This window comes from Enterobacter sp. GD03975 (assembly GCF_029838645.1).
Taxonomy (GTDB): domain Bacteria; phylum Pseudomonadota; class Gammaproteobacteria; order Enterobacterales; family Enterobacteriaceae; genus Enterobacter; species Enterobacter quasihormaechei.
Genome location: NZ_JAOBZC010000001.1, coordinates 662971 through 689036 on the forward strand (window position 1 = coordinate 662971; position 26066 = coordinate 689036).

A 26066-nucleotide genomic window follows, 5' to 3' on the forward strand; every position below is an offset into this window, starting at 1 on the left:
GGCATAGGCCGCCTTTTCATTTTTCACGCTATAACCTGGAATGTTGGCGGCGTTCCGGCAAAGTCCCCTGACTGAGAGCATGACCAACCATACTTGATGGTTGTTCCTGGACTTATGAGGATTAGTATGTCACCGCTTGTCCATTTACCAGCAGTTGGTAGCGCAGTTACCCGGAAGACCCTTGATGGCGTACTAATTGCGGAAGTTATGAGCGGTGCGCCCGACACATTAACCTGAACTGCCTGACCAGATGCCACCTCAATGGTGGAGTTGCTTAGGTTTGTCATCCTTACAGTGGCGGAGGATGAGCTATAACGTTGTAATCCTATTTTGCTTCCTGTCGACTGCGCATTAGTTGGAAGGGAAAAATAGGCAATGTTTGATGCCGTTAAGGTACCTGTCTGGTCGACGAAAGTTATGTTCCAGGAGCCCAATACAATACGAGAACACGCAGAGAAATCTCCAAGTCCTAAATAGGATCCTGTCACGTAGTTCAGAGTGACGTTCATGTCACCAATGTTAAGGTCCGTAATGCCCTGAGTGATGGCAAACATTGAGTTAGAGATAGAGGCCGTAACCCCACCAAGAACAAAACTCCCCTCAATCTTACCAATGCTGACAACGCTATTAACGTTATCTGGACGAGAGCGAAGCAGAGGCATTGCAGAGCTGACAAGCGTTTGTTCCAGCACTAGGTGGTCTATACGCAGGCGCCCACTGTAAGAATAGGTTATGCCAAATCCCTGGCATTCTTTAAGTTTCATAGTTCCTACAGTACAAATACCACCGGCGTTAACAAATGGCTCGCCAAGCACGTTATCACAAACCATCGTCCCGATTGTTTGACGGCTATTTTCAAGGGCATAAAATCCGTTATCGTGTACGTAACGGGCAATTACTTCCCCAAAAACCGATTCATCTGTAGAGTTACCAATGATTCCGCCCTGGCTGTCGTAAATATCTACATATGGATAAAAACCCTTAGAACCATAAGTCGTAAATGCCGCAGGTTGCGGATCAACTCCGCTATCTCCTTTTTTAATGTTACGCACAATAACTGACATATTATTGCGTATACCACCATCTGATACAGCATTTTGTAGGCCATATGTCGTGCGATTCGCGCCGTAAATATTTGATACTTTGATTAGACCAACAGTATCGGTTCCCAGATTTAGAAATCCACCAGCCCCAAAGTTCTGCATGTCGATATCAATGTCATAGGTGACATTAGCGCCTGTCAGTGTCAGAAGCGTACGGCCATATGCCGTAGAAAAATCAGCAGTAGAGGCTTTCATTCTCCCAGTAAGGCTGAAGCGATCTGAAGGGATGCTAACTACATTGTAATTCTCCCCCATCATTTTCACGTCAAGACCAGAGGCGCATGCTTTCATCAGTCGAGCAGAATTGTCAGATCCTGTATTCCCATCCCAGCATCCATACTCCTCGGTGCTGACCTGTTTGTTTTTCACGCATCTACGCCACACAGCTCCGCCGGATGTCTTGAAATACAGCCCACCATCATCTACCAGCGATCCGGGATTAACGCTGCGGAAGACTCCTCCACCACCAAATTTGTCTGAGTAGTAATTTTTTACCCGGATCAACTGGCCAATGCTCTTGGGTTCAGTTTGACGGAGGGTGGCTACATCTGGGCACTCACCAAGCAATCTGAACCCATCATTATTTCCCAATTGTGTTCTAAGAGATGCATCGCCAACACTTAACCATGCCCCTGGACCGATGCCGCCTGTAGATTCTGGAGTGGAGTCAGCAGGCACCTCCTTCGGGAAGGAACCGTCCCAACGATAATATTCGCCGGTAGCTTCAAGTCGTAGAACTTGATTTGGCAGTGTGAGGATATTTCCGTCCTCGAAGCTGTCCAGTGTGATATACCCGAACTGGGAGATAGCCTGCTGTGCCAGCCAGCGCAGGCCCTCAATCGTATAATGCTTATTGCCGAAGCGATCGGTATAAGTCCATCCCATAGAGGTAGCGAACTCGTCGATTTTCCCGGCGTTGTACTTCAAGTCAGCTGGTGATTCGCTAGGAACTGGATTATTGGTAGGTGTAGTAGTCATATTTATTCCATAAAAAAACCCAGCGCGAGGCCGGGTTAGGTTGGTCGGGATGGGCTTATTCGTAAATAGCGTCGCTATATTCCGCGACTGTGAGTGAAACAGTGTTGTCTGTGTTTGGTTTGATGCTGTTCACCGTCCATAGCTGACTGTCCAGTTCCTCCACCGTCGCTATGAGATAGCGCGACGGTAGTTGCACAGTGTCACCGTTCCATATGTTGAGCTGAATGTTAGGGATAGCCGCAGTGAATCCGTACTTCGTGTCGCTACGGGCGGTGGCCGGATAGCGCAGGGTCGGGTTGCCCAGACTGTCTGTCACCAGCACATACATCGAACCGGTGAAGGTGATCGGCTCGCTGGTATCAAAGTCATTACCGGCGCGGCCTGTAATGTAACCTTGTTGCTGGTTGCTGTCGTAGATGTCAGGCATCTGAATGACGCTTCCGACCTGGATAATGCCGTCCTCAAACACTTTGGCGTTCATCTTCACCCGGGAGTAGATCAGGCGTTTGGTTTCGCGCAACGCGCGCTCGCGCGCCTGGTACTCGTTTCGGAAACCGACTATCTCGAGCTTGTTCGGGTTCTCTGCTTCCTGTTCTAAGATAGTGCCGTTCAGCACGCGGTAGTTGATGTATGTCTTGTTGTTCGTTGTGGGGTGAACATAGGACACCTGCACGCCGTCATAACCGCCTGGGAGAGTGGCCTCGTACGTCATTTTGTACTCATCCGTCTTCATGTTGGCCCGGTTGAATACGGCCGCCGGGTAGTCAACCTTCTGATCGCGGGTAAACGTCAGTACTCCGTCATCCCAGTACGCCACAACCGACGCCGCATTGCAGATCGCCTGCACGCGGTCGCCCAGTGAGTCGTTCTCGTCGTCAAACGTGTAGTCAAAGTAACCCAGCCGTTCATCAGGCAGGCTTTCGGCGATTGAGTACAGCCCGTACAGGTCGATGCTGCTTACCGGCTGTTCACCCATAATCAACCAGGTATGCGCCACCGCATCAGCGAACGAGCGCGACGGCCGCAGCGTGTAATCCACCGCCTGCGTGTCCAGGTCGTACGTGATGGTATGACGTGTAACCAGGGCGTTATATTTGCGCTCACGGCTGCCCAAGGCATTCTCGGTCGCCCGGACTTTTACACGTACCAGCGTGTCGGTCGGGTGAACGACGTTTGTCCTGATGTTGATGCTGTGGATCTCTTCGACCTTCAGCAGCGAAGCGTCGCCTGAGTTATCCGTGCGCTGGAAGCTGACCGCGTATTTCCCGAAACCGCCGGTCGGTGTGATTTTGTCGGTGCGGTAGAAGACTTCGCTGGTTGATTGGTGCGGCGTCGTCTGCCTGTATGTAAACGTCTGCTGCGTACCAGGGACTTGGTTGTACTCGTCGTCGATCTTCCAGATAACCACCTTCCAGTTGGTCTCTTTCTTCCCGCCGAGGCTGGACTGAGTATGCAGCCACAGCTGAGTTGACTCGACCGGGGAAAAGAACGGACCCACTACCAGCGCTTCATTGTCGTTCAGGATGAACTTCGTGGTGTTGATCGTCGCGTTCGCCGGAATGTCCTGCGGACCCTCCAGCTGGTTCATCGTAAACGTGTACCAGCGCACCGGATTAACAACCGCGCCGTCGTTTGTTTCAACGGCGGAGATCAGCGTGCCGGAGAATGTAGCATCGGTAGTCACGGTGCCGGAGGCCGTGCTGTACGTCACGTTGATGGTGAAGGTCACCGCGTGCGGCAGAACCAGCCCCATGAAATAGTCGAACTCAGCCTGCTTAACGATTTTCATCGCTATCTGGCCGCCGGAATACGTTCCGCTGACAACCGTGTTTGCCGTTGCTGTTTCGATCGGGAAGTCGCTGGCTTCGTTCTGCCCGGGGACCTCCTGCCCGTCGACGTCATCAAACCCGTAACCTTCGACAATCTGAGGGATTACTTCGCCTGGCTGGAAGAACTGGAACTCGGCGCCGGCCAGAGAGCCCAGACTGGATTCTGAGTAGCGCACGGACTCGTAGTCGTACTTGCCAATCCCGATGCACATCCACTCGGTAACGTACTTCAGTCCGCCGTCAGTAGACGTCTGGTGAACGTATTCAAATACCGATTCCTGAATCAGATCCGGGAAAGAACGGATTTGGCCGTAGATATCCGGCTTGGCTTTATATACGCGCGCCGTGTTTGTCTGACCGGTCAGGCTATTGTTCGGTGAGTCGACGGTATTACCGCCGTTGTTCGCGATTGCCGGCTTCGGCGCCAGGAACGAAAACACCTGGCCCACCACTTTAAAGATCGGGCTCAGGATGTCGCCGACAATACCCTTTGGCTGGTCGAAAATCTGGATATGGTCCAGCTCACTCAGCTCAAACGCCAGTTCGTCATCGTCGCCCAGCTTCACACCATTGCGGGCGATCAGCAGGTCGCGGTGGAAAGTAGCGTCATTGGCCGCCAGCCAGTCATAAAAAAGAGTGCCGTTTGGCACCCTGCAACGCAGCTTAGGCGTTCCTGGAAAGTTCGATATTTCAACCAGCGCCATATTCGAAAAACTCCACTTTGGTAAATGCCCGCTGAATGACCAGCAACGAGTCCATGCGTACGCTTCCGTTCTCGCCGCGTGAATGCAGCGCCTGCCTGTTAACCACCAGCCCAACGTGCGCCGGTTGCACGCCGCGGTACCCGACAAATATCCCGCCATCGACAGGTTTATCGACCTGGCGCCAGAAAACGACGTCACCCTCATAGCAGGTGAAGAAGTCGGCCCCGGCTTCGTAATCCGGCGTCTGATGCAACTCAATGCCGAGGACATTGCGGTAATACAACACGCACAAGCCCCAGCAGTCGACTTTCTCGAACGAGCAGGCCCGGTTAGCCCACGGTACTCCGATAACCCGCCGGATAAATTCATCTTTAGTCATGCGGATTCCTTATAGGTACTGGAGTCCAGTGTATTCGCGGGGATCGTATAATTTTCCAATATTATTATTGAGCGGGTTGGTCACAGACAGGGTGACAGACGCGGCGTCGGCATCGATATCGACGGTCTTGACGTATAACTGCCAGGACTTAATCGGTACAGACACGTCGCCGCTGTCGAAGATCTGCCGGGTGGCCGTGATAGCTGTTAGCCGGGCCGCCCCCTTCCACTGCTTCATCAGCGCTTTGATGTCAGACGACAGCCGCCCTAACTTCACCGTCGCGTCGATCACCGGCGTACCGCTCTGCTGGCTCTCTTCGATTTCAAATCGCGCCGGCGTGTACGCCTGTCCGCCAAGCGTCTTGGGGAAGAACTGCTTATCGACCAGGCGGACATAGCCGAAGGATGGATGGTAGAACGTGATGGTGTCGTACAGTCCGCGCGTCGGGCGCTGCTGCTTATAAGCTCTGAAGGTAGGCATCACGGCACTCTCGGTAAAGATTCCGGGTCGCGCCCGTCAGGATAACCTGTAACAACGATATCCAGCCACGAATCCCACGGCGGCGGAAGTTCAACAATGATATCGTCGAACTCGTCGTCAGCGTTATAGAGGTGGTTCGCAATAACGGTCCCCGTCCAGGTCACTACCCCGCCGTCGATACTGGTTTGGACTGGCATCTGCGTGAAGTGAAGCTCCTGCAATTGCAGGCCACTACCGCCCAGATTGATATTCATCCGGAACCAGTTCAGGCCCCGGTTGAGATAGTTCGGGCTGCGTAGCCACTGCTGGAAAGCGCGTTCCTGCGCCAGAGTGAAGATCCACGTCAGTGACCAGGTCACTTTCAGGTCGTCGGTTTGATTCTCGAAGATAGCCGGGCCGACCGCTGGCTGATCGGTCTGGAACCCGGTATCGAGCGTCATGTTTTTGCTGGCCTTCTGCGCCAGCGGCAGCCAGTCGGGATAGTCGATAATTGGCATCAGCCCTGCCCTCTTGGCGTGCGTTTAACGTTCATGTTGCTGGTAATGGCGTTACTAATTGGCCCGCCGTTGTTCAGGTCAGCGACAATTACATCCACAGTCACTCCACCATTAGCATCCGTACCTGCCTGCGCATCGACCGAGGATGACGTGTAGTTCTGGATGTTGATTACCACCCCTCCACCTCCGCCGGCATTCATCTCCTTGTTGCTGATCACCCTGCCGTTGTCGCCCGGTATCATGTACTGCTTACCGGTGCTGGCCTGGTAAATCTCAGGCTTCCCTCGCTCACCGACCTGATACATGCTTCCCGCTGACACAGGTCCGCCATTGTATCTGGCCCCAGCCAAAGCCAGACCTTGAGCAAGCCCAACGGTAGATGCAATACCAGCCATCGCAGGCGCTGAGTTTGCGCCAAAGGATGCCAGGCTGGCCAGCGCTGCGGCTGGAGCCCATGCGGCCGCCGTCGTGGTAGCCATACCGACAGAAGCAGCGGTAGAAGCTGCGCCCAATGTCTGACCGATAATGAAGTTTTTGAGAGCCTCAACCCCAACCTGGACTAGCGCATTTACCACGCTGTTCAGCATCGTATTCCCGAGTGAACGCATAGCATCCTGCGCTGACATCGTTCCGGTGATCAGCCCGGTTAACGCATTGGATGCATTGCCTGAAAACGCATCTACTGCACTTGTCAGCATGCTGTACCCCAGACTCTGCTGGCTAAGAAGCTCCCATTGTGCAGCGGTTCTTTGCTGCTCATACTGCGTATCGGCAGCATTTTTAAGGGCTAATGCATTCTGGTGAGCTAATAACCCCTGCTGCTCGAACTGTTGGATAAGGGCCAGTTGCTGTGCATGCTGATTAGCTAATTGCTGCACTGGATCAACCTGTGCAACTGCCTCTTGCTGTGGCGTCACCGCCTGCTGCGCGCGGATTTTTGCGAGGTTTGCCTGGTGTGTGGCCTCGAGTCTTTCAGATGTCTGATTGAACTTCTCCTGACTAATTTTCTTAGCAGCCAGAGCAGTATTCAGATCCTGAACATCCTGCTTATAGCTTGCATTTTCGCGCGCTTCTGGCAGGAGTTTCTCGGCTGCGGCTTGTGCTTTGAGTGCGTTGACCGTATCCCATTTTGCCGCCGCGTACTGCCCAGCCAGCGCGATCTGTCCTTTAGTGGCTCCTTTTCCAAGAGACTGCTGCGCATTCAGGATCGCCTGCTCGCGACTCAGATTATTGGTTGAGTCGGCAGCGAGCTCTGACTGCTGTTTGAGGTTAGCAAGTTTTTGAGCAATAGAATCAGCTTGGGAGGCGCCTTTCTTTTGCTCTGACTGAAATGTTTTCTGCGCCTGCGTGTTTTTGAACGTGGCAGCAGCATCGTCCTGCATCTGCTTGGTGTGTGGATCATCCTTAGCAAATCCTGCATCTTCGGCTGCGTATTGCGCCTGCAACCGCGCGCGGGCCTCACCCTGGAGCTTAGACAGTGCCAGATTGCGTTCTGACTGCTTTATAAGGTTCTTCTGCCCTGAGGTAAGATTGTCGACCTCTTTTTTCATTCCGGAGAGATTGATCTGGGCCTCGCCAGCTACTCGAACGAGTTCCGTCAGCGGGCCAAGGAACGTCCTTATTGCATCAGCACCTGACTTTGTCGAACTCTCTGTGCTCTGAAGTTCAAGGACGAGCCTTTGTAGTGCTTCAGGCGTTGGATTGTTCGCCACATCAGAGAGTTGCTTGCTTAGCTCGAATGCGCGCTGCTCAGACACGCCAAATTTATCCGCAAGCGTGGTTACTGTGTTCTGGATCGCGTTGGCGTTAACGGTGAACTTTGCCCCGGCGTCCCTTGCTTGCTCCATGGCTGCCGAGTAGTTGTCAGCTGTTGCCCCGACTGTAGAAAGGTTTTTGTTGAATTCATCGATGGAGGCAATACCACCAACGAAAGAAGTCTTCAACTTGTCGGTGAATCCAACGATAGAACTGGAAGCATCATTGATGGATTTAGGGATCTTCGCTATGGCAGCGTTGTACTCAATCATTGCCTGATTTCTCAGGATGGTTGCCGCCTCGGCGTTTGTTCTTGCCAGGTTCGCGTACTTATCAGACAGAGCGGCCACGCCATTTTGGGAAATGGTGATCACCTTATCCATCGCTTCGGCTGCATCTTTCAGCGCGTCCATGGCGTTCTTTCCACCGTTAAGCGATGTAATCAGCACGCCAGCGATGACAGAGCTCAGCGCGATCACTGCGCCAACTACCGCGCCGCCTGGACCAAACGCGCCAGCGAGTTGCGAGCCCTGCTGGGCGAATGCTACCAATGCAGACTGCCCGCCCTGGACTTGTACGATAAAGTCCTGCACCTGGTAACCGGCCTGCTGCATGCTGGACTTCCAGCCTTTGTTGCTGCCCATGGAAGAATCAGCAGCACTTTTCATGTCGAAGAGTCGCCCGGTCAACTCACCGATCTTCTGCTTCTCTTCGTCTGTCGCTTTCGACCCGGCGCGGAGCTGTGCAGCAAGGACGGCAGCACTGCGCGCGCCATTCTCCTGCGCCTCGTCAAGCACCGCCAACTGGTTGCCAAGCGCCTCGATGATGGATTCGGCTCGGCTGAATTCACTGCTCGCGCCGCCTGTGCCGCTGCGGGCCTCTTCCATAGCGCGGGCAATGCCACTCACGTTGGTGTTCAGCTTGCGCAGCTGGTTGTCCATGGAGTTGGCATATCCAGCCAGTTCTGTAAACGCGGCCCCGGTTTGTGAGGTGCTCTCGTCGAGGTTATCCATGCCCTTTCCGGACTGCTGAGCCGCAGCATCCAGTTTATCCAGAGCATCAATGGCCTGTTTGCCGCCTTGTAACAGCGGCTCAACGTCGGCGCTGATTTCATAAACGATGCTACCGGCGTTCTTCTCACCTGCCATGTCATTCTCCGGTTATTGCTTTGCTTTTGCCCTGCGCGCGGCCTGTTTAGCCAGGTATTCGTCAGCGATGCTGTCGTATTCATCGCGAGTGAAGCCTTTCTGGTCCGGGTATTTTGCCGCCAGCAGCATCTGAAATTCGGTCATCGTTAACTGCGAGGCTTCGGCGCGATTCATGCCGAAGTGGCTACGAGCTGCGCTAATGTAGTCGAATGCTTTAAACTCTGTAGTGCGCTCGCCTGTTTCATGGCGCTGCAACTGGCGAAACTTGGCTTTCCCAACGATGCCGTGCTGCATGAGGTGCTGCGCCAGCACGATAATGTCGTTCTTTGGCAATCTGCCCGGCCGGTATACGACGCAGTGCCGCCACCCCTTCCACTCGCCTATCATTGGCGCCAGGTCGTCATCGCAGCACGATTGCAGCACCAGCATGCACGTTGATAAAAGTTTCTCAGCGGCGCGGTTGAAAGAAGGAGACAGCCATTCAGGAAAGCGCCCCAGCGTGCCAGCGCAAACCTCAATGAGCTGAGCGACATCATTGCCGTGGATGGTGGCGTATGCCTGCACAATCTCTTGCGGAGTGCCGATCCTGGTCATAGCCTCGAATGAAGGCCGTAGAAGGTAATCTTTCCCGCCTTCGCGGCTGTCGCTGATAGAGAGTTCGCCAATATCGGTTAAAGCGGTCATAGGCCTTCCAGTAAACGGTCATTATCAAGGGCAGCACGCCGCCCTTTGGAATGTCCGTTAGGTAACGGTAACCGTATGCACGGCCACAAAGTTGCCGTCTTCGGTGTTGATGATGATCTGCGCGCTGCCGGTGGCGACACGCGTCACGGTAACGGTGTTGCCTGAGGCGGTTGCCGTTGCTTTGGTCGCATCGGTAGTCGCTACAGTGAAGTCTTTGTTGGTAGCGCCGGTTGGCGCGATGTTCACCGTGAAGGTGCTCGTACCGCCTGCCGTGCCGGTGCTGGTTGTCGGGGTTACCGTCACGCCAGTCACCGCAACCGCAGTCAGTTCGTTCACTTCGATGGTGGTTGCATCGCCGACTTTGAACTCGGTGGAGAACGTGACGATGTCGTTGGTGCCACCGTCAGAGCTCAGCGCCGTGATGTTCATGTAGCCGACGAATTCGACCGGGCCGTAGTCCATGCGCACCCAGATGCCGGGTTGACGTTTGGCCTTCAGCTCGTCAGCGAAATACTTGATGAATTTGCCGACACCGTACTGATCCAGTTTGTCCTTCTTTCGCACTTCGCCCTCAAAGCTCAGGGTGAAGTCACTGTTGGTGATGATGGTCTCGACATAGCCGCCGCCGTCATCCGCATCAGAGGTAACCGAGTTCGGGTTGAAGTCGAAGCCCTTCGACGTACCAGCGGCCAGCGCCATCCACTCACCTTCGAGTGGTTTGACGTCCGGGCAGCCATCTGCGACTTCCAGCACGACCGCACCGCCGAACAGGCGCTCGTTCGAGTTCTGGCAATTAGCCATGTGAAACTCCTCTTTGACGTATAAAAGAAAACCCGCCGGAGCGGGTTATTTGGTTGGGAATGGCTATTCGCCGTAAGTGCAGGCGAACTGGAGTCGGAAGACTATTCGCCCTTCTTCTGTGAGCACAGGCGCGGGGATTGCGCCCATGTTCTGGATGTAGCCGACGCACTCGTCAGCCATGGGGTTGGACTGGACGTAGTCGACGATACGCTGCACAGCATTGAGCGCGTCTTTGCGCTTGTCCTTCGCGCCGACGACGTCGACGAGGACGTGGTACTCAGAGCCGAGGCCAGTCCTAATATTCGACCCGCCGTTTGGCCTGAATACCATGATCGCCTTCGACAAGTCGCCCGGGTCGTCGTACATCAACTGCTGCACCGTGAAGCCGGTCGTTAGCCCGGCGTCTCCGAACATGTTGCGCACCCGCTCGTGCATCATGGGTGTCATAGCGAAAGCTCCTTGCGCATCACCGCATCAACGTTATCGCGCTCGTCATTTGCGCCTTTGGTCAGGAATTGCGGCTCACCATGCGGATCCCAGTAGTTGCCCTTTCCTGTCCCGCCACCGAATTCTTTCGGTTTCTGCGGGCCGAACTCAGACCGGTTACTGGTCACACCGAAGTGCGCGCGCGGCTGACCTTTCAGTTTGCCTGACGCCTCATGCACGTAAGCAGCATAGTTGGCTGAGTACCCGACGCGTCCGGTGATGAGCACGCCACCAGCGTCGATTTCCCAAAACTGGCTGTTAATCAGCGTGGAGCTGTCGATAGGGGTGTAATATGCCGCCCGGGTGCCGATAAGCATCATCGCCGACTGCAACGCGCGAATTACCTTACGGCCCTTAACGTCGTTGATGACATCGTTCAGGTGCTTCTTCGCCTGGCTGATGCCCTTCACTTTTATGCCCATGGCTACACTCCGGTCAGGATGGCGTAATCATCCGCCAGGCGCTCGAACGTATCGGCGTAGCGAATAACCTGCCTCACCTCGTCGGCACCGGCGACAACCGGATCAGCTTCGGCAGACACGCCAATCAGAAGATAATCACCAGCGGATGCCAGCGCGAACTCCGTCCAGACGGTGTTCTTCACCACTATTTCGGCGCCAAGGTTGGCTAATCTCTTGCTGAGCCCGCCCTCGTAATCGCAGAGGATTTGCTCAGGTTCGGCATAGCCCAGAGGATCGCCGTATTCGTCATTGCCTTCCAGCTTTCGCCAGATGGTCGCCGTGGCGGTGTAAGACCAGTTGGCAACACTGCTCATAGAGTGAATGCCTCCACCTTCTCAACGATTTTGAAATCATCAAGAGGCCGCATCGAGCCTGATTGACTGGCAATGCGCTTAGCATCAGCCTGCTCCAGAAAGTCAGCTTTGGCTTTCTCGTAAGTTTCAGCATGGCGGCCAATAAACTTAATGCCGGAGTCGTTTATCCAGATGAACAGCGACCAGTTGTCTTCGCACTTAAAGGCATGCACATCGTATCGTTCAGCCATCTTTCCACCTCAACACCTTCGCGCCAGTCGCCCGGATGCGCGCGCAGTTGATATGCCACTCGCCATTCGATTTCACGTAGCCAGTAGTCTCCCGCCCGGTATCGGTTTCGACCCATACGCGGGTGAGCGGCTTCGGCTTGCCTTCAGTTATTGATTTGTACGTCATCAACAGCCCCCGACCACCATGAACAGGCCGACGCCATTACCTGCGCTGATCGGCAACTCACCGGTGCAACCGCTGGTATCAAGCCGGGCCAGCGAGTCACGCAGCCAGGTAATACTGTCGTCGCCATATTCAAACGAGCGGGACGCGCCAGACGGCGCCCCCTGCGATTTGATTCGGCGCGCGCCGGACGACGTAGCCATAAGCGCTGCGGCGTACATCAGGATCAGCTTCGCGGTGCACTCGTCATACCCAGCACCATCGAGGCACGGAATAATCTTGTTCACCACGCAGAGGATCGGATCCAGCAGCGCGCCCGGGATGGAGTAACCCAATTCACCGAGGAACGCCTGCACGTCTGCCGCTGTGATTGGGTCAGCCATGGTTATTTCGCCTTCTTGATTGCTTCCGCCAGTGCTGCTTCGGCTTCGTCAGCACGTTTTGCTTCTGCTGCCAGTGCGTCGGCATGATCCTTGTCTTTTGCTTCACCATCGGCGATTAGCTTTTGGTTCTGCTCCAGTGCGTCGGCGAGTTGCTTTTGAAGGGCCGTCAGATTTGTCGCAGGAGCTGAAGGAGTAGCCACTTCGAAGGTAAGCTTCTCGCCTTTCTTCTTGTCGGTATCCTTCGCCTTGCCTGTGCTGATCCAGCGCTCAGCTGTTGCATCATCCACATCCACCACCGAACCAACCTCCAGTTTGCGGAGGTTGGCACCGGCGTGCAGGTTGCTTGCCACGATTTCTACCAGTGCCATGATTTATCCTTAGCTTGATGCGTGAATTACGGAGTATTTGTTGTTGATGTCCTGCTTGACCATCAACCCCATTGCACCCCAGGTGCGCCAGATGTAGTCGCTGTTGTACTCAGGACGCGGAGATGCAACGGTACCGATAGCCTGGCCGACGATTGGAGCAATGACGCCAGCAGACAGCGGAACGATGACGATTTCGTTACCTGACAGTTGGCTGTCTTCTTTAATCGCCGCAACGCCGGTCAGCTTCAGGATTTCATCCATGATCGTTCCGGACTGGAAGTTGTCGGAGAAGTAGCGTTCCAGGTTGGAGATGATTTCGCCGGATACATACCAGGTCTGCTCTGCATACTGGTTGTTTACGCGACGCATCTGATCACGAAGCGCGATTGCCCCGGCGCGGATAGCCTGAGACGTTGCTGTGCCAGAGGTGAAGTCGATGTTAAGGCCGGAAGCGCCAAGGTCGATCTGTGCTACACGCTCATCGTCACGCAGCCCTTTCCAGGTCAGGCCGTCGAATACTGCAAAGTTGCCAGCCTTATCGCGGAAGCCGTTGAAAATGTAGTCAACGTAACGACGCTGTACATCTTCTACAGAACCACGCTGAGCATCCGACTGCGACTGCAATGCCTGCGGGCTGTTGAAGATCGGATCACGCCATTCGAACTTAAAGCCAGAGTCGTGGATAGGCACCATGGTGCCGTCGAAGGAATAGCTGCGGGCATCGAGTGCCGCACCGACCTGCCCGGACATGGAAGTGTGAGCCCAGCCGCGACCGCCGGTACGAGCGTAATCGTAACGGGATTGTTCGATGCGAACTGAGCGGGACAACGGCATCAGATCGTTCAGCAGGGTGAACTCTGTATTCGGCTCGAACTGCTGCAACACGGTTGTATCGAAAGCGCGATAGAGGCGGCGGATATCGTCAACAGCGTTCACAGCATCGAGATAAGGCGCATTTTCTGCATCGCCACGAAACTGAGTGCGCGCCAGAAAATCAGCAGCTGCCTGTGCGCTGGCATTTCGCTCAGCTTCGAGGGCGCGCCATTGCGCCTGATTTACCGCTAGGTTACCGGTCTTCTCACCGATAGACTTGGAGAATACAAACATATCTGCTCCTTACTTAATTACGACACGAAGCAGATCGCCTGCTGCCGTTGTGTATGATTTATCTTCCTCGACGTAGCAGCGAACCGACTCGTCGCCAGCAGCCACTTTGACTCGGCCGTTTGCAATCGAGAGCGCTTGCCCCTTCGTGTAGGTACCGGCTGCTGCACGAACGTTTAAGAACATGCCGGGCAGAGGTTGAATGCCTACCACCAACTCGCCAGCAGGAATAGGGTCATCCACTGACAGGCAGCGCAGATAGTCTTTGTTGGCCACGTAGAGAATTGCAGCTTCATTACCATCAACAGAGGCCGTGAATTTGTCCGTTGTGCTGAAGAAGCCAATGGTTCCAGGAGGGGTTGATGCCGCAGCTGCGCCTTCACGGTTAAGAAGCGGATTAGGGAACACGCCGCCGGCGTGGATGATATGCTTTCCGTCTTTAGCCATTTTTTACTCCGGCATTTCGCTGACTGATTGGGTGTTAGTAGCCTGATGGCGGAATGCACCGTTCAGACCAAAAGATGTCTGGCACTTGGCATACATGGCGTCGAGTGCCTTACCGTCCAGATCTGCGACTTCTTCATCGCTCATGTTCATCGCCAGCTTCACAGCCGCGCGCTTTTCGCCCTTCGCTTTGTCAGAGTTGGCATTGATCTGGCTGTTAAGTGCGGTGACCTGCTCAGTAAGGACTTTCGCCCACGCTGGCATCTCTTCACTGTTGTTAGCTTGCTCTTTAGCCTTCTTGTCATTCGCTTCTTTCTTCTCACGTGCGGACTTCTCTTCAGGCGTTTCTTCTTTGCTGTCGGCGTTTTCTGCCAGCATCTGGTTATATGCGTCCATCAGTTCGGCATCGGTTTTACCGTCAACCGATTTACCTTTGGCCTTCAGCGCATTAACGATGAGCTCTTTCATCGGGTCTGTTTCCTTCTGGGTTGAATCGCTGTTGGCGCCGAAAAACGCCTTTAGCTGGTTGAAAAATGTTTTGAACGCGGGGTCTTGCTGGTCTGGGGTGGTAGAATCTTCGAGATTGACGACCTCGATTTCGACTTCATCACCCTCAGCGTTAACGAAGATGCCAACCCCCTCTTCCGGCGTACCGGCGCCTGGCTCATCAAGCAGCACAGCCACATGGTCAAACATCATGTTTGTGGCGATCTCGTTGTACTTCTTGCCCTTCGATTCGCCGTTGGCGGCGATACCGGAATAGAGCAGTCCTGTGGAGATGTGAATCGGGTCAGAGTTGGTGCCGGCTAGCATCTCATCCAGGCGGTTGATCAGGCGCTTGCCCTTGTCGCTCGACTCGGCGTACTGGCGGTTAACGCACATGTCGCCCATCACCTTCCCGTCTTTGTGGCTGACGTTCTGTAGCCAGGCCCCGACGTGGTACTCGTTCACCGCCCGGACATCACGCGCCGACACATGCTTGCCGTCCACTTTCGGGTGGCCCAGCGGCATCGGGTTACGCTCGAGCGTGTTGTAAGCCTTTTCGATTTCTGCTGCCGGGTACAACTTCCGGTTCATCACGATATCGTCCACGACAGGCGTGATGCCGCGAACCACGATATGTGGCTTGCCGTCGATGGTTTCAGTGGTGATGTTTGAAGCGGAGTTGACGACGGTCAGCACGTTAACGCGGTTGCGTTTCATGCTGGGTCCTCATTGGTGGATTTTGAGTAATAAAAAAGGCCGCCGTGGCGACCTTGTCAGAATTTATGGCTTTAAAGCTCTATATGATTTTCATAGGCTTTATCAATACTATCCGCACCTTCATCTATCAGGGTGCTCAATCTCCGAGAACTCAGCTTTGCCCAGTTGCCTGTTGTAGCCATAACCATGAAACATAAATCGTCATCATGGTTTTCAACCAGCATCCAACCTAATTCTGCGAGCTCGTAGTCAAGCTCAGAAAGGAAAGAAGCACGGATAGAGCTCCGGCCAGACATAGCGCGAAGAGTATTTTTCGAGATCTTGTATCGCGAAATATGTTTATCTTTTTCCTGCCCATAAAAATAGGCATTGAGAACAATCAGTTTTGCTGTGTGGGATGCGGATAAGCGATGATTTGACATGATATACCCTAATGTTTTGTAAATTAAGTTATGAGCCACTTACTGGCTCAAACTAAATATCACACAACACCATTTAAGTGTCAATAACACCGTATCAACTAATTATATCTGGCGATATCAGTTTTCCATTGCTTTTGCTCTTTAGCCAACTTATCCGCTAACCCCTCATTGAAGATGCTTCCATCGTCGTTGAGCAGCACCGGGATCTGGCCGCAATAGCAGTGGTATTTATTACCATCTACTGCATACCAGTCGCGCACCTCTTGCACGGTTCTGACCTTTCCATGCCAGAATGCGTGCGTTGTCCTGGTGGTAGGCTTCAGCGCAGAAAGATGGAGAAGACCAGTATTCAGCCCGAGCCTCTCGGAAGCCCAGTCCGTCTCATTCCATTGAGCTTCACGCAGCGCGCCGACCTGCTCGGTCTGAGCAATGTTCTTCGCCTTCGACATAGACACATCGAGGCGCTTACTGATGAGGCTGGCCGTCTCTCGAGGATTCACCCCTCGCGCTACCGCATCTGTGATGATGTTGGCCAGGTCGCCGCGGGCTGTATCGCTGATGACCTTCCAGTCACTGAACGTTGTCAGTCTTGCCGCCGCTATCTGGTTCAAGTAGCCGAGGCTGCTTAAAAGCTGCTGGAGCGTCGTCTGACTGGCGTACGCCTGCGACTGCACCGACAGGTTGGTGAAGGCGTTTAGCGTGCCGCGGTTATATTCCGCAATGACGTAGTCCATCGCCCATAGGTTCTGGCTGCCGCCTTCAAGAAGCTCATCATCAAGAATCGACTGCACCACCTGGAGCAGATCGGCCAATTCAGCAGCTGTCATGTCATAGACGAACTTACCGGCATTGACTTGATACAGCGAAGGTTCTGCGCCCTCGTTGTTGCACATCATCCAGGACTGCTGTGCGTTCGCCTCACGTTGCTGCCCTGTCAGCCGCAGCTCAAACAGAGCCTTAAGCCTGCGCTTGATGTTCAGATACCGATCTTCGATATCGTTGAACATCCGACTGACCTGCCGCGATGATTGCGTCGGGTCAGCTTTATTACGCGGTACGATTGGCGTCCCGATTCTGGTTTGCGCTGTCATCATCATCTGTCAGCGGATCCTTATCGGTTTGCTTTAAATCAGGGTTAGGTGGCTGCACGACCTTGCGAGGCTCAAGCTCACCAACTGCGCGGATTTCGTTTTCATCCACTGCCGGAGTGCCGTATGCCTGTTGGGTATCTTTCGCCACGACAGCCATTGCCTGCATGTTGGCAATCTTCTCTTTCTCACTCGGCGCGAGCAGATCAGACCATGCCAGCGTAACCTCTCCGGACGTAGGCGGGTCAATGACACCTACTGTCCAGAAGCGCTCAAGCACACTCTCAATAACCGTCGACTGGAATCCCCAGCGGCGACCGTTACAGCGCTTCGCCCAGTCTGTTTTGTCCTCATCTGAGGCAAGGCGCCCCGTCTGCTGACCAAACAGTATGGTGAACGGGCACTGAATCGAAGATGCAAACTCGTTGGCTGCTACTGTCCAAGTCGGGGATGGATCGGCAGCTGCAACAGAAAGCACCGACGGCGTGCCGGCCTGCATTACCAGGGCAGAATCAGTGCCACGGTTCATCTTGGCGACTTTGTCGTTGAGCGCTTCGCCCAGGTCTTTGTAGCCAGCGTCTGTGGCTTGCTTTGACAGGTTCGCAATGTTGGTTTCTTTGTCGAACGCAATCCCGAGCTGGCGACTGGCATTCTTCAGGAACCCTTCGGCACTACCACCCGATACCTTTTCAAGGTCGAGAAGTTTGTTGTAGCCCGCGCGCAGGAAAGGCACGCCAGAGAGCATGTTCTCGTCTTCTGAACCTTCGCAAAGGATGATGATTCGCTCGGGGTGTACGGTAACGCCTCGCACCGGGCCGTACGTACCATCATCACCAACTGGCTGCTCGTTGAAGTTGTACGAAACTGGCTGGCCATAAGTTTCTGAAAGCGTGTCGGTATCGAAGTTGCCTGGCTTGATCTGGGATTCCCACGCGGGGATCAGCTTAACAATGGCCTTGTCTTTCAACCGTGCCACCACCGACCTGTCTACCGGCTCACTCCACTCTCTTCCGTCCCGGAACTGAATCAGCAATGCCGAGTACCGGCCAACCAAGTTACGGCGATCCGCATCCTTAATTTTCGGCCAGTGTTTCTTCAGCAATTTAGTAGCTGACTTCTCCCATTCCGTTGTCTCGGTTGACTCCTTTCCGTCGTCGCCGTCGATGATCGTCGGATTATCAACCCAGCACGAATCAAGAAGCTTATGAACGGCGGCAAACGCCACCGCGTTGCGCTCATAGGCCCGGTAGTAGCGGTCGAACTCGAGACTATTTGGATAACCGAACTCATCCCACAACTTTGTGCGTTTGGTATTTCCCGGCTGGCCCGCGTACAGCATGCGCTGCCGCCCTAAAGCATCAGCAAGGGCATTAACGAGGAACTGTTCCCCGGTGCTTATTTCACTCACTGATGAGCTCCTTAGAAGAATACTGCGCCGACCTGCTTGTGGTTGTTCTTCGCTACTGCAAAGTAACGGAAGCCGTCAGCACCGTGTGATGTGAAGTCATGAAGCGGTTTGTCTTTCCAGCATCCGCGCTTGTCGTCCCACTCCTTGCGGTAGCCTTCGAGGTGAGATATGCCCTCGGCACATTTCTCCTCATCGAAGACGCAGGACGGGAGAATTTCACGCACCGACTCAATGCCGGTATCGACACCCGTTTTCGGAACAACATTGAAGGTCATCGAGTACACCTGGCCGTCGATTTCATAGCCTTCCTGCGCAAGCTCTTTGCGCGATTTTGCGTCGGCACCGAATTCGCGGTTTTCAATGTCGTGCGGCCCCCAGTGCTCGCCGTACTCGTAGCCGCGGTCTTTCAGCACCTTCATGTAGTGCCGCAGGCCTTCACCAGAGTTTTCGTAGTAGTCGATGATATGGAACTCTTCGCCAACCTCGCGAACGAACCAGATCGCCGTTGAGTCACCCACACCGATATCCCAGAACGTGTGTACCGGGAGGTGCGAGTTATCAGGGATTTGGCCGATCCGCTTGTTGGTATAGAGCCAGCGGAATTGTTTGGCGTAGTACGCGCCCTCGACCGACTGCTGGAACGCCTCGGCCGGAATGGTCGGGTATTCTCGCTTCATGTCATCGCCGAGCGTTTTCTCTTTGGCGTAGTACCAGGCTTTCTGGCGTTCGTTGACGACTACGCCGTGCTTAGCCTCCATCTCGGCGAAGTACTCAAGCAGGCGCGCCGGCAGCGATTCAACTGGGTCGATTGCGTACTGCGGGTTCTTCCACCAGGAGAAGAAGAAAAACTTCCAGTCCAGTGCGGATAAGGGCTTACTCTGCAACAGTGCTTTCTCTGCCGCCTGGCAGTAATCGAAGAAGTAACCCGCCCGGCCCTCTGCTGTGCTTTCGATGGTAGCGAAGCATCCAGTCGATACCGCCTCAAACGCACCAGTGACGATCTCACGGGCTTTGTCAGGATACTTGGCGCATATCTTCCCGAACTCGGAAACGTGCAGGTAACGCAACGTGCCGCCACGAAATGACGTGCTAACGTAGAGTGATCCGCCCTTCTTAAAAACGAGCTCTCCAGAAGAGTCATTGCTGGCTGGGTTGGCTGCCTTTATCTCTGCCGGCAGCTTGTCGTATGCGTACTTCACCTTTTCTCGGAACAAACGCTTTGCGTCATTCAGCGTGTGGGCAATCAGCGCGCACTTGGCCGACTCGAACAGGGCTGCGTCGAGCTGGATGATGCATACCTCTGTGGTGAAGCCGAGCTGACGAGCTTTCAGGATGATGTTGCGGGTGTGGATCCCCTCGAAGTACTCCCGCTGCTCAGGCGTCATCCTGAACCGCGTCGGCTTTCCCTCTTTGTCGGTAATCCAGTAGAGGTTGTTCAACCGCCAGTCTTTGTCAGCCAGCAGCTTGAGGTGCTCAGGTTTCATTACGCCCCCTGAGACAGTGAATCCATCAGGTCAGATATTGAATCAACAACGTGCTCTGTTTTCACCTGCTCACGGAATGCCTGGACGTCGATATGCTTACCAATCAGCTCGAGGTTCTTTACCTTATCAGGCCACTTTATCTTCTTGAGCAGCGCGGCTGTGTTCCCCTCGGCTGACATCTCAACGACATCCAGCCCGGATAGCGTCGTCCTCCAGACCTTCGGCCACTGAGAAACCGGCTTCAACTCTCCGGTCGAGGTCAGGATGTCCAGCACGTCCATCTGGTCTATTTCCACAAGGCGATTGAGGACATACTGGGCATTGATAGATACATCCTCGTTGCGCTTCGCTTTAAGTTCGGCGATTCTGGACTGGACGTCAGGTTTTGACATGTTTTCGGATGCAGTACGGTTAGCTGTCTTTGCGCTGTACCCCGCCCGAATAGCCGCTTGCGTGGCGTTTAAATCGATGAGGTACTCGCGACAGAACATTTCTTGTTTGTCTGTGAGTGCCATTGCTTTTCCTTGGGACGAAAGATGACCACTTATTTTCGTGTAGATCGAATAAATGCGTATTCGGAAGGCGATACCATTACCTTAACATCCCCTGAAGATATCCCCAGTGATTTCATTCAGGTTCTTAATATGCTGGCGCCAGGCGGGCTGTCTCCACATGGCTTGGTGTATTGCACCAACCCATCGGCATTAGCGGCTGATAAAAGTGTAGCTATAGACCTTTCTCTTGAGCTCTTCAGACGTTCGTTTTTCGCCTCCAAACCGTCAAGGTATCAATCTGTTTTTGCATGGGACAATCTCGAAGATGCTCAAGCCTTCAGGGAGAAGTTATTACCTGAGTTCCCTAATTGTGTGATTAACGAAGTTTCAACCGCAAGCGATAACATCCACCGCGGCGACATGTCTATCTTAGCTAATAACACGACCAACCTTGTTTATACGGATATCCTTAGATTGTACTGGAGTAGTTCCACCTTTAGGGATGATCCGCTTTGGGAATATGTTTTACCGCTGCCAGTAACGGTTGGAAGGCGAGTAAGTTAACTTTGTGCCCCCTCTAGTTCACTAGTCTTCATTTGTACTTATGATTATGACACTACGGTGGGGCTGCCCATTGCGATGGCAATAAAAAACAGCCCTGAGGCGGTTAATCTGAAAGACCGAATTTCTTTTTTGCGTAGGATTTTAAAAGCTCTACACCTACATCCTTCATGACAGCAAGCGGTTCGTTACTTATCTCTTTCAATCGTGCAAAAACATCTTTACTGTCAAGCGCTGTAGCAAAATCTTGACCGTCTGTAGTTAGTCTGATGTCCACGTCAATTGTTGCCATACCACCTAAGTGATACATGTACCCCAAACGTCTGGGGTCACGAGTTTCCATATTCCTATTACTTATAAAACCTTGCTCAATCAATTGCATGTAGTGAAACATCCCCTTCTCAGATCCAATGTCATATCCAGCTTCGCTAAGCTGAATTGTGGTAATGAATGTGCTATCTGAGTTGAGGAATACAGAGAGCATTCCCTTTAAGTATTCAAGATCTGTTCGCATTATTATCTCCTTATCCAAAAATAATAATGTACCAAACTTTGAGAATATTTTGTGGCGTTCATATCAATTTAATGGATATGTAATACATTGCGTCTTGAGATAGTCCTGCAGATACCCGACCTGCTTCGTCACTGCGACGATTCGCTCTCTGAGGATGAAATAATCCCGTTCAGCGGAGTCAGTAAGTCTGGGGCCGGAAGCATCGCCCATGCCGCCGGTGCTGGTCGGTCCGTTCGCGGGACATTTTGCATTGAGCAGCAGCCGCTTACGGCCAGCAATGACATCGCTATGCAGACGCTCAATGGTTTTTTTCGCATCGGACAATTCCTTCGTGTATTTGGCATCCAGCGCAGCGACATCGCGCTGGCGGGTCTGCATGTCTTTAATGGTGGCGTTCGCCAGGCTGAGCTGTTCAGTGGCTTTATCGCGCTGGTCTTTGTAGGTGATGGCGGTGTCGCGGTAGTGGTTCACCAAGAACGCCAGCACACCGATTAACGCCATCACCAGCAACTGCAACCAGTAACGCCTTAACAGCGCGCCAATCAAGACAGGAACAGAGCGCGCTCCGCCTCACGCCGACGGGTCAGACCGTTCAGGACTTTACCGCCAGCTTTATTCCAGCGCAGAAACTCATCGGCAGCGCCAGCGTAATCACCGGCGTTGAGTTTTCGCAGAAGAGTCGATGTCGACAGCGACCTGGCGCCGAGGTTGTACGTGAACGACATCAGGGCGTCGAAGTGCCCCTGAGTCAGGCCAACTTTGACCAGGCGGGACACGTCGTTTTCATAGCTGACCAGCCCGGTCTTCAGCAGACGTTCTGCTGTTTCCTGCTTAATCGTCATCCCGGCGCGGATTGGTTTTCCGTCGACAGGCTGAGTCCAGCCATAGCCGATCGTCCAGATGCCGACGCTGTCCTGATAGGCGGTTAGTTTACAGCCTTCGAACTGTTTGATCAGGGCAATGCCTTTATCACTGGTTTGCATTCTTCATCCCCGTCAGGCGTTCCCAGAAATACGTCAGCGCCACGGAGCCCATCGCTCCGCTAATGCCAGACGTAACCAGAATCATGTAAAGGCTAAGCCCGCTTTCAACGCTGATCAGGCCACCAATGAGACCGGTAAATCCGGACACTGCGATCTGCGCCAGTGCGTTGATCCAGCTCCAGGTGGCCTTGTTCTGCTTAACGTCAATAAGGTATCGGACCAGGCCGCCCCAGCATGACAGAGCAAGGACAATAAGCCATGACACTCCGGCAATGCTTTCTTTATCTTGCATACGTTTAGCCATATCACCTCCGAATTAACGGGGTGCTGTGTTTTAGTGTTTACAATTCATCCAATCTGGATATGAGCGCCAAAAAAAGACAACATTTATGTTGTCTTTTTAAACTTTTATGTTATTATGATTACATAGTCAACAAACAGGAGGGTTCAGTGAAATACAGCGAGTTCCTTCGCTGGTTAAAGTCCCAAGGAGTCACGATTGAAAATGCCAGAGGCGGGGGTAGCCACCGAAAAGCAACAATCAACGGAAGGATGTCCATATTCCCCTTCCATGGCTCTAAGGAGATACCAGAGGGAACAAGAAAATCGATAATCAAGGATCTGGGGCTTTAAGCCCCACCCTTTTCGACACTGAATCCGGTCATTGAGACCATAACCGAAGAGGCCAGGCATATGTTTAAATATCCGGCTACTGTATCTTTCGATGAAGATACGGGCCAATACGAAATCGCTTACCGTGACTTTAACAATCTGCACTCTGTTGCTTTAACAGAGGATGACATCGAGCTGGAAGCCCGCGATGGCATTATTGCAATGATTGGAGATCTGATTGATTCCCGCATACCTGTGCCAGAACCTTCAGTTGCGCAAGAAGAAGATATTGTTATTCATCTCCCTGTGCTAATTTGCCTGAAAGCAGCGTTGCATAACGCGATGATCAGCACAGGAACGCGCAAGGCTGATCTGGCTAGGAAGCTGAACCAGAAAGGTCCACAGATTGACCGCCTGCTGGATGTTAGCCACGCATCAAAAGTTGAGACACTGGAGCAGGCTTTATATCTTCTTGGATATGAGACCTCAGTCAGCATCATCAAATTAACTAAATAGGAAAAGAGAATTTTATGGCAAAAACAATGGGAGTGCTGGCTGCAATCTTTGCATTGGGTTCCGCTTTAATGTGGCACCTGTCAAGTAAGGCTCCAACTCAAGAGCTTGCGAACACAGAGAATTACTGGGCAGCCGGGTTATGCGTTATTGCTGCTATTTTCGCGTTCTTAGGCTTGTTCAGCAAAAAGTAGAATGAAAAAGCCACCGGCATTAACCAGTGGCTTGAATTTGTTTATAACACCAGTTTATATAACATTGGCATAATATCAGATTTACATGAAATATAAGCGTTTCAATCCAGTTTTGCAAGAGTTCTATCGAAATTTGTCGCCTTTTGTTGTGAACGTGATCGCGTAACCTGCAATAAAGCACCGCTGTCCAGGCGCAGGAAGATGCGCCGCATCTCAACCCAGCGGTCCGTAAACGTCTCTGACCAGTTCTTTGGTGTTACGCCAACCAGCGACGCCAGCGCCTGATATTCGTACGTCTCACGCCCAGCCAGCTCCGCTTTGACGTCCTGCGCCGCCAGCCATATCAGATTCTTCAAGCGCTCCATCGTCTTGCCCGCCACCTTCTTCGCGCCGAGCTGCTCCTGGAACTTCGCCCACGCCCACTGAGTGATCGCCACCTGGTGCTCAAACCTAACGTTTTCGCTGTAGTTCCACAGCAGCCAAGCTTTCTGGTGGTCATCCAGCGACAGGACAGCGCGGCGCCATGATGCTGTCACGAACTCCACCGGCCCCACCAGAGCGATGGATGATCCCTTAGCGCGGGACTGACTGCCGCTTATCGCCGGGCCATCAGGGTTAACTTTTCGGCCCGTGACCGGATCGGTGATTTTCTTCCGGCCCCGGCTGCGCGCCGTCGCGGTGAATTGTGCGTTTTCGGCGAAGGCTACCAGCTGCCCTTTCGTCGCCCCGCTGAGGTCTGCGGTCGCCACAATGAGCTGCTGACGTACGTATTCCAGTTGCTGGCTGTTCATGCGGCTTCCTTATGTGGCTGGTTGGTTTTGGTCTGGCTGTGCTTTGCTACTGGTGGCATGCTGGCGCGCTTAACGCTTTCTGCCTGGTACCGCAGGAAGTCTGTGTGGTTCATTCGGCCTCCAGTTCGGTGATGGTCAGTTCAAGCCTGCCGCCTTTGACGATTGGCATCCTCTTCACGCTGTAGTAGTCGACCTGCTGGTCATCGAGCCAGAACCCGGATTTCGTCAGGGCGTCGAACGCTGCCTTTGGCAGATTGTCCAAGTCTCGGCGGCGGCGATCCGGCATGTGGCACTCGATACGGATTTTAACGGGGTTTGCCAGGCCGATATCCAGCATTGAGCCTTTGATAATTCTGGCAACGCTGTCGCGGTACGCATTCCCTTCTGCGCTGATGTGCGTACGCCCGCGGTTATGTCGGTAGTAGCGGTTGTTGCTCGGTGGCCACGGGAGGCTGATGCGATATTCATTCATGCTTTTACGAGCCCCTCTTTCAGCCAGATAACCTGTGTGCGGGCCATGCCCTCCAGCGCGCACTCCTTTGCATATTCGGCATCTACCAGGAGAGTGCGGCGATCAATCTCGTCGTGGCAACTGCTGCATGCGATGGTGGCGATCAGGTCAGGCGGCTTGATTCCGGTCCCGCAGAGGCCAGCAAGACGAATGTGAGCCAGTACTGAGGTTTCAGGATTTCCGTTGCATACGCCGGGGATCCGCACCTGACATTCGCGGCCGCGTGCCGCTTTGCATAAATTAGCCATGGTTCCTCCGTGCTGCGAGACGCAGCCATTTCTGATCCACCAGGCGGGCGGTGTAGCCTTTCAAGGTCGGGATGTCGGACGGCTTTACCGCGGCCTTACGCTTGCGGCGCGCAGGAACGCGGAAGATTTCATTGGTGATGACGCGTGCGAGAGGACTACCCACGGGAAGCCCTCCACTCTTGCGCCCAGGAGATGCGCTTACTGGATGCCTCGGAGAACTTCACGCCGCGGTCGGTACCGAACCAGTAAATCGCCTCGATAACATCGACCATGTAGCGCTTGCTGGATTTGGATGTGCGGACGCCGAAATAAACACGGCCGCCGTTGATGCCCGGCGCGGACTTCTGCTCCTGGTCCTGAGTCTGATTCACCAGAACGGTGATGAGGTCCTTCCATTCTTCGCGGGTAAGCTTTTCGCCGTGCCAGACAACTTGGTCAGACAGGTCTTTCAACAACGGCCACATCAAGCGGTTTTGCTTGTCAGTGCGCGTCTCTTCCCTGGCTTCAACGACCATCGGCGTGCGAGGGTTTACTGGAAGGGTGCGAATGTACGCGATGAGGTTGTCTTTAACGGTGTCGTTAACGATGCAGTAGTGCTGCTTCATACGGCCTCCTTAACGGAAACCGCAGAATGCAGAAAATCGCAGGTGCCGCTAAGCATCTGTGACAAGGTGAGGAGTTCAGATTGTGGTCGCATTTAAGTCCCCTTAAATGCGCAGAAGTCACCGC

General features: G+C 53.6%; 37 protein-coding genes. 4 read left to right on the plus strand and 33 right to left on the minus strand.

Annotation, left to right across the window (positions count from 1 at the left end; translation table 11 throughout):
- Nucleotides 1-23: 23 nt before the first annotated feature.
- From N5C09_RS03075 to N5C09_RS03185, 23 genes are all read right to left on the minus strand, one after another.
- Complete coding sequence (locus tag N5C09_RS03075) at nucleotides 24-2081, minus strand: hypothetical protein (protein WP_279748409.1); 2058 nt, start codon at nucleotides 2079-2081, stop codon at nucleotides 24-26.
- Nucleotides 2082-2136: 55 nt separating this feature from the next.
- Nucleotides 2137-4614, minus strand: coding sequence for a host specificity factor TipJ family phage tail protein (locus tag N5C09_RS03080; RefSeq protein ID WP_279748410.1), 2478 nt, complete (start codon nucleotides 4612-4614; stop codon nucleotides 2137-2139).
- Nucleotides 4601-4993: an NlpC/P60 family protein gene (locus N5C09_RS03085; RefSeq protein WP_279748411.1), complete on the minus strand. Its 393-nt coding sequence runs from the start codon at nucleotides 4991-4993 to the stop codon at nucleotides 4601-4603. Before N5C09_RS03085 ends, N5C09_RS03080 begins: the two co-directional genes overlap by 14 nt.
- A gap of 9 nt (nucleotides 4994-5002) precedes the next feature.
- Nucleotides 5003-5473 (minus strand): hypothetical protein, encoded by a 471-nt coding sequence (locus N5C09_RS03090; RefSeq protein WP_279748412.1) that lies wholly within the window; start codon nucleotides 5471-5473, stop codon nucleotides 5003-5005.
- The gene (locus N5C09_RS03095; protein WP_016245414.1) at nucleotides 5473-5970 is read right to left on the minus strand and encodes a hypothetical protein; all 498 of its coding nucleotides are present in this window, start codon (nucleotides 5968-5970) and stop codon (nucleotides 5473-5475) included. The genes N5C09_RS03090 and N5C09_RS03095 overlap by 1 nt, the downstream gene beginning before the upstream one ends.
- The gene (locus N5C09_RS03100) at nucleotides 5970-8873 is read right to left on the minus strand and encodes a tail protein (tape measure) (protein ID WP_279748413.1); all 2904 of its coding nucleotides are present in this window, start codon (nucleotides 8871-8873) and stop codon (nucleotides 5970-5972) included. The genes N5C09_RS03095 and N5C09_RS03100 overlap by 1 nt, the downstream gene beginning before the upstream one ends.
- A 12-nt stretch (nucleotides 8874-8885) precedes the next feature.
- Nucleotides 8886-9557 carry a DUF6246 family protein gene (locus N5C09_RS03105; protein ID WP_045896313.1) on the minus strand — a complete coding sequence of 224 codons (672 nt, stop codon included), beginning with the start codon at nucleotides 9555-9557 and terminating at the stop codon, nucleotides 8886-8888.
- A 57-nt stretch (nucleotides 9558-9614) separates the two neighbouring features.
- Nucleotides 9615-10358: an Ig-like domain-containing protein gene (locus N5C09_RS03110; protein WP_151608477.1), complete on the minus strand. Its 744-nt coding sequence runs from the start codon at nucleotides 10356-10358 to the stop codon at nucleotides 9615-9617.
- Between the two features lie 63 nt (nucleotides 10359-10421).
- The gene (locus tag N5C09_RS03115) at nucleotides 10422-10805 is read right to left on the minus strand and encodes a hypothetical protein (protein ID WP_279748414.1); all 384 of its coding nucleotides are present in this window, start codon (nucleotides 10803-10805) and stop codon (nucleotides 10422-10424) included.
- Nucleotides 10802-11266: an HK97 gp10 family phage protein gene (locus tag N5C09_RS03120; RefSeq protein WP_279748415.1), complete on the minus strand. Its 465-nt coding sequence runs from the start codon at nucleotides 11264-11266 to the stop codon at nucleotides 10802-10804. Before N5C09_RS03120 ends, N5C09_RS03115 begins: the two co-directional genes overlap by 4 nt.
- A 2-nt stretch (nucleotides 11267-11268) precedes the next feature.
- Nucleotides 11269-11619 carry a hypothetical protein gene (locus N5C09_RS03125; protein WP_232927085.1) on the minus strand — a complete coding sequence of 117 codons (351 nt, stop codon included), beginning with the start codon at nucleotides 11617-11619 and terminating at the stop codon, nucleotides 11269-11271.
- Nucleotides 11616-11849 carry a hypothetical protein gene (locus tag N5C09_RS03130; RefSeq protein ID WP_279748416.1) on the minus strand — a complete coding sequence of 78 codons (234 nt, stop codon included), beginning with the start codon at nucleotides 11847-11849 and terminating at the stop codon, nucleotides 11616-11618. Before N5C09_RS03130 ends, N5C09_RS03125 begins: the two co-directional genes overlap by 4 nt.
- Nucleotides 11842-12015 (minus strand): hypothetical protein, encoded by a 174-nt coding sequence (locus N5C09_RS03135; RefSeq protein WP_232927093.1) that lies wholly within the window; start codon nucleotides 12013-12015, stop codon nucleotides 11842-11844. Before N5C09_RS03135 ends, N5C09_RS03130 begins: the two co-directional genes overlap by 8 nt.
- The gene (locus tag N5C09_RS03140) at nucleotides 12015-12395 is read right to left on the minus strand and encodes a hypothetical protein (RefSeq protein ID WP_279748417.1); all 381 of its coding nucleotides are present in this window, start codon (nucleotides 12393-12395) and stop codon (nucleotides 12015-12017) included. The genes N5C09_RS03135 and N5C09_RS03140 overlap by 1 nt, the downstream gene beginning before the upstream one ends.
- Before the next feature lie 2 nt (nucleotides 12396-12397).
- A complete protein-coding gene (locus N5C09_RS03145) occupies nucleotides 12398-12763 on the minus strand; it encodes a hypothetical protein (protein ID WP_279748418.1) in 366 nt (121 codons plus the stop codon).
- Between the two features lie 9 nt (nucleotides 12764-12772).
- Entirely contained in the window at nucleotides 12773-13870 is a 1098-nt protein-coding gene (locus N5C09_RS03150; RefSeq protein ID WP_279748419.1) for a major capsid protein, read from the minus strand.
- Nucleotides 13871-13879: 9 nt separating this feature from the next.
- On the minus strand, nucleotides 13880-14314 hold the full coding sequence (locus N5C09_RS03155; RefSeq protein WP_279748420.1) for a hypothetical protein: 435 nt from the start codon (nucleotides 14312-14314) through the stop codon (nucleotides 13880-13882).
- A 3-nt stretch (nucleotides 14315-14317) separates the two neighbouring features.
- A complete protein-coding gene (locus tag N5C09_RS03160) occupies nucleotides 14318-15514 on the minus strand; it encodes a DUF2213 domain-containing protein (RefSeq protein ID WP_279748421.1) in 1197 nt (398 codons plus the stop codon).
- Nucleotides 15515-15585: 71 nt separating this feature from the next.
- Nucleotides 15586-15936 (minus strand): hypothetical protein, encoded by a 351-nt coding sequence (locus N5C09_RS03165; RefSeq protein ID WP_156171093.1) that lies wholly within the window; start codon nucleotides 15934-15936, stop codon nucleotides 15586-15588.
- A gap of 98 nt (nucleotides 15937-16034) precedes the next feature.
- Nucleotides 16035-17027 carry a phage minor head protein gene (locus N5C09_RS03170; RefSeq protein ID WP_279748470.1) on the minus strand — a complete coding sequence of 331 codons (993 nt, stop codon included), beginning with the start codon at nucleotides 17025-17027 and terminating at the stop codon, nucleotides 16035-16037.
- Nucleotides 16984-18363: a phage portal protein gene (locus tag N5C09_RS03175; RefSeq protein ID WP_279748471.1), complete on the minus strand. Its 1380-nt coding sequence runs from the start codon at nucleotides 18361-18363 to the stop codon at nucleotides 16984-16986. Before N5C09_RS03175 ends, N5C09_RS03170 begins: the two co-directional genes overlap by 44 nt.
- Before the next feature lie 80 nt (nucleotides 18364-18443).
- Nucleotides 18444-19916, minus strand: a complete 1473-nt coding sequence (locus N5C09_RS03180) for a terminase (protein ID WP_279748422.1) — start codon at nucleotides 19914-19916, stop codon at nucleotides 18444-18446.
- The gene (locus N5C09_RS03185; RefSeq protein ID WP_279748423.1) at nucleotides 19916-20431 is read right to left on the minus strand and encodes a terminase small subunit; all 516 of its coding nucleotides are present in this window, start codon (nucleotides 20429-20431) and stop codon (nucleotides 19916-19918) included. The genes N5C09_RS03180 and N5C09_RS03185 overlap by 1 nt, the downstream gene beginning before the upstream one ends.
- 21 nt (nucleotides 20432-20452) lie before the next feature.
- Here N5C09_RS03185 and N5C09_RS03190 point away from each other — a divergent pair, with 21 nt between their 5' ends.
- Nucleotides 20453-20974 carry a hypothetical protein gene (locus N5C09_RS03190; RefSeq protein ID WP_123912597.1) on the plus strand — a complete coding sequence of 174 codons (522 nt, stop codon included), beginning with the start codon at nucleotides 20453-20455 and terminating at the stop codon, nucleotides 20972-20974.
- Nucleotides 20975-21077: 103 nt separating this feature from the next.
- On the opposite strand, the gene N5C09_RS03195 is transcribed toward N5C09_RS03190, so the two are convergent.
- The 4 genes from N5C09_RS03195 to N5C09_RS03210 form a co-directional block, all read right to left on the minus strand.
- Nucleotides 21078-21485, minus strand: a complete 408-nt coding sequence (locus N5C09_RS03195) for a hypothetical protein (protein ID WP_032648644.1) — start codon at nucleotides 21483-21485, stop codon at nucleotides 21078-21080.
- 63 nt (nucleotides 21486-21548) lie between these two features.
- Nucleotides 21549-22031 carry a lysis protein gene (locus N5C09_RS03200; protein WP_279748424.1) on the minus strand — a complete coding sequence of 161 codons (483 nt, stop codon included), beginning with the start codon at nucleotides 22029-22031 and terminating at the stop codon, nucleotides 21549-21551.
- Complete coding sequence (locus N5C09_RS03205; protein ID WP_279748425.1) at nucleotides 22028-22468, minus strand: lysozyme; 441 nt, start codon at nucleotides 22466-22468, stop codon at nucleotides 22028-22030. Before N5C09_RS03205 ends, N5C09_RS03200 begins: the two co-directional genes overlap by 4 nt.
- Nucleotides 22455-22760 (minus strand): phage holin family protein, encoded by a 306-nt coding sequence (locus tag N5C09_RS03210; RefSeq protein WP_122008274.1) that lies wholly within the window; start codon nucleotides 22758-22760, stop codon nucleotides 22455-22457. The genes N5C09_RS03205 and N5C09_RS03210 overlap by 14 nt, the downstream gene beginning before the upstream one ends.
- Before the next feature lie 158 nt (nucleotides 22761-22918).
- Here N5C09_RS03210 and N5C09_RS03215 point away from each other — a divergent pair, with 158 nt between their 5' ends.
- The 3 genes from N5C09_RS03215 to N5C09_RS03225 are packed head-to-tail and all read left to right on the plus strand — an operon-like array spanning nucleotide 22919 to nucleotide 23787.
- Nucleotides 22919-23101, plus strand: a complete 183-nt coding sequence (locus N5C09_RS03215; RefSeq protein ID WP_058688618.1) for a type II toxin-antitoxin system HicA family toxin — start codon at nucleotides 22919-22921, stop codon at nucleotides 23099-23101.
- A gap of 60 nt (nucleotides 23102-23161) precedes the next feature.
- Nucleotides 23162-23596, plus strand: a complete 435-nt coding sequence (locus N5C09_RS03220; protein ID WP_058688617.1) for an antitoxin HicB — start codon at nucleotides 23162-23164, stop codon at nucleotides 23594-23596.
- A 14-nt stretch (nucleotides 23597-23610) separates the two neighbouring features.
- Complete coding sequence (locus tag N5C09_RS03225; RefSeq protein ID WP_154606603.1) at nucleotides 23611-23787, plus strand: hypothetical protein; 177 nt, start codon at nucleotides 23611-23613, stop codon at nucleotides 23785-23787.
- Between the two features lie 101 nt (nucleotides 23788-23888).
- On the opposite strand, the gene N5C09_RS03230 is transcribed toward N5C09_RS03225, so the two are convergent.
- Genes N5C09_RS03230 through N5C09_RS03255 form a run of 6 tightly spaced genes read right to left on the minus strand, consistent with a single transcriptional unit; the run spans nucleotide 23889 to nucleotide 25942 of the window.
- Nucleotides 23889-24578 (minus strand): bacteriophage antitermination protein Q, encoded by a 690-nt coding sequence (locus N5C09_RS03230; RefSeq protein WP_279748426.1) that lies wholly within the window; start codon nucleotides 24576-24578, stop codon nucleotides 23889-23891.
- On the minus strand, nucleotides 24575-24691 hold the full coding sequence (locus N5C09_RS03235) for a hypothetical protein (protein ID WP_096216938.1): 117 nt from the start codon (nucleotides 24689-24691) through the stop codon (nucleotides 24575-24577). Before N5C09_RS03235 ends, N5C09_RS03230 begins: the two co-directional genes overlap by 4 nt.
- Nucleotides 24688-25050, minus strand: a complete 363-nt coding sequence (gene rusA / locus N5C09_RS03240; protein WP_279748427.1) for a crossover junction endodeoxyribonuclease RusA — start codon at nucleotides 25048-25050, stop codon at nucleotides 24688-24690. Before rusA ends, N5C09_RS03235 begins: the two co-directional genes overlap by 4 nt.
- Nucleotides 25047-25337: a DUF1364 domain-containing protein gene (locus N5C09_RS03245; RefSeq protein WP_183516217.1), complete on the minus strand. Its 291-nt coding sequence runs from the start codon at nucleotides 25335-25337 to the stop codon at nucleotides 25047-25049. The genes rusA and N5C09_RS03245 overlap by 4 nt, the downstream gene beginning before the upstream one ends.
- Entirely contained in the window at nucleotides 25330-25500 is a 171-nt protein-coding gene (locus N5C09_RS03250; RefSeq protein WP_279748428.1) for a NinE family protein, read from the minus strand. The genes N5C09_RS03245 and N5C09_RS03250 overlap by 8 nt, the downstream gene beginning before the upstream one ends.
- Nucleotides 25493-25942 carry a recombination protein NinB gene (locus tag N5C09_RS03255; protein WP_279748429.1) on the minus strand — a complete coding sequence of 150 codons (450 nt, stop codon included), beginning with the start codon at nucleotides 25940-25942 and terminating at the stop codon, nucleotides 25493-25495. The genes N5C09_RS03250 and N5C09_RS03255 overlap by 8 nt, the downstream gene beginning before the upstream one ends.
- Between the last annotated feature and the right edge of the window lie 124 nt (nucleotides 25943-26066).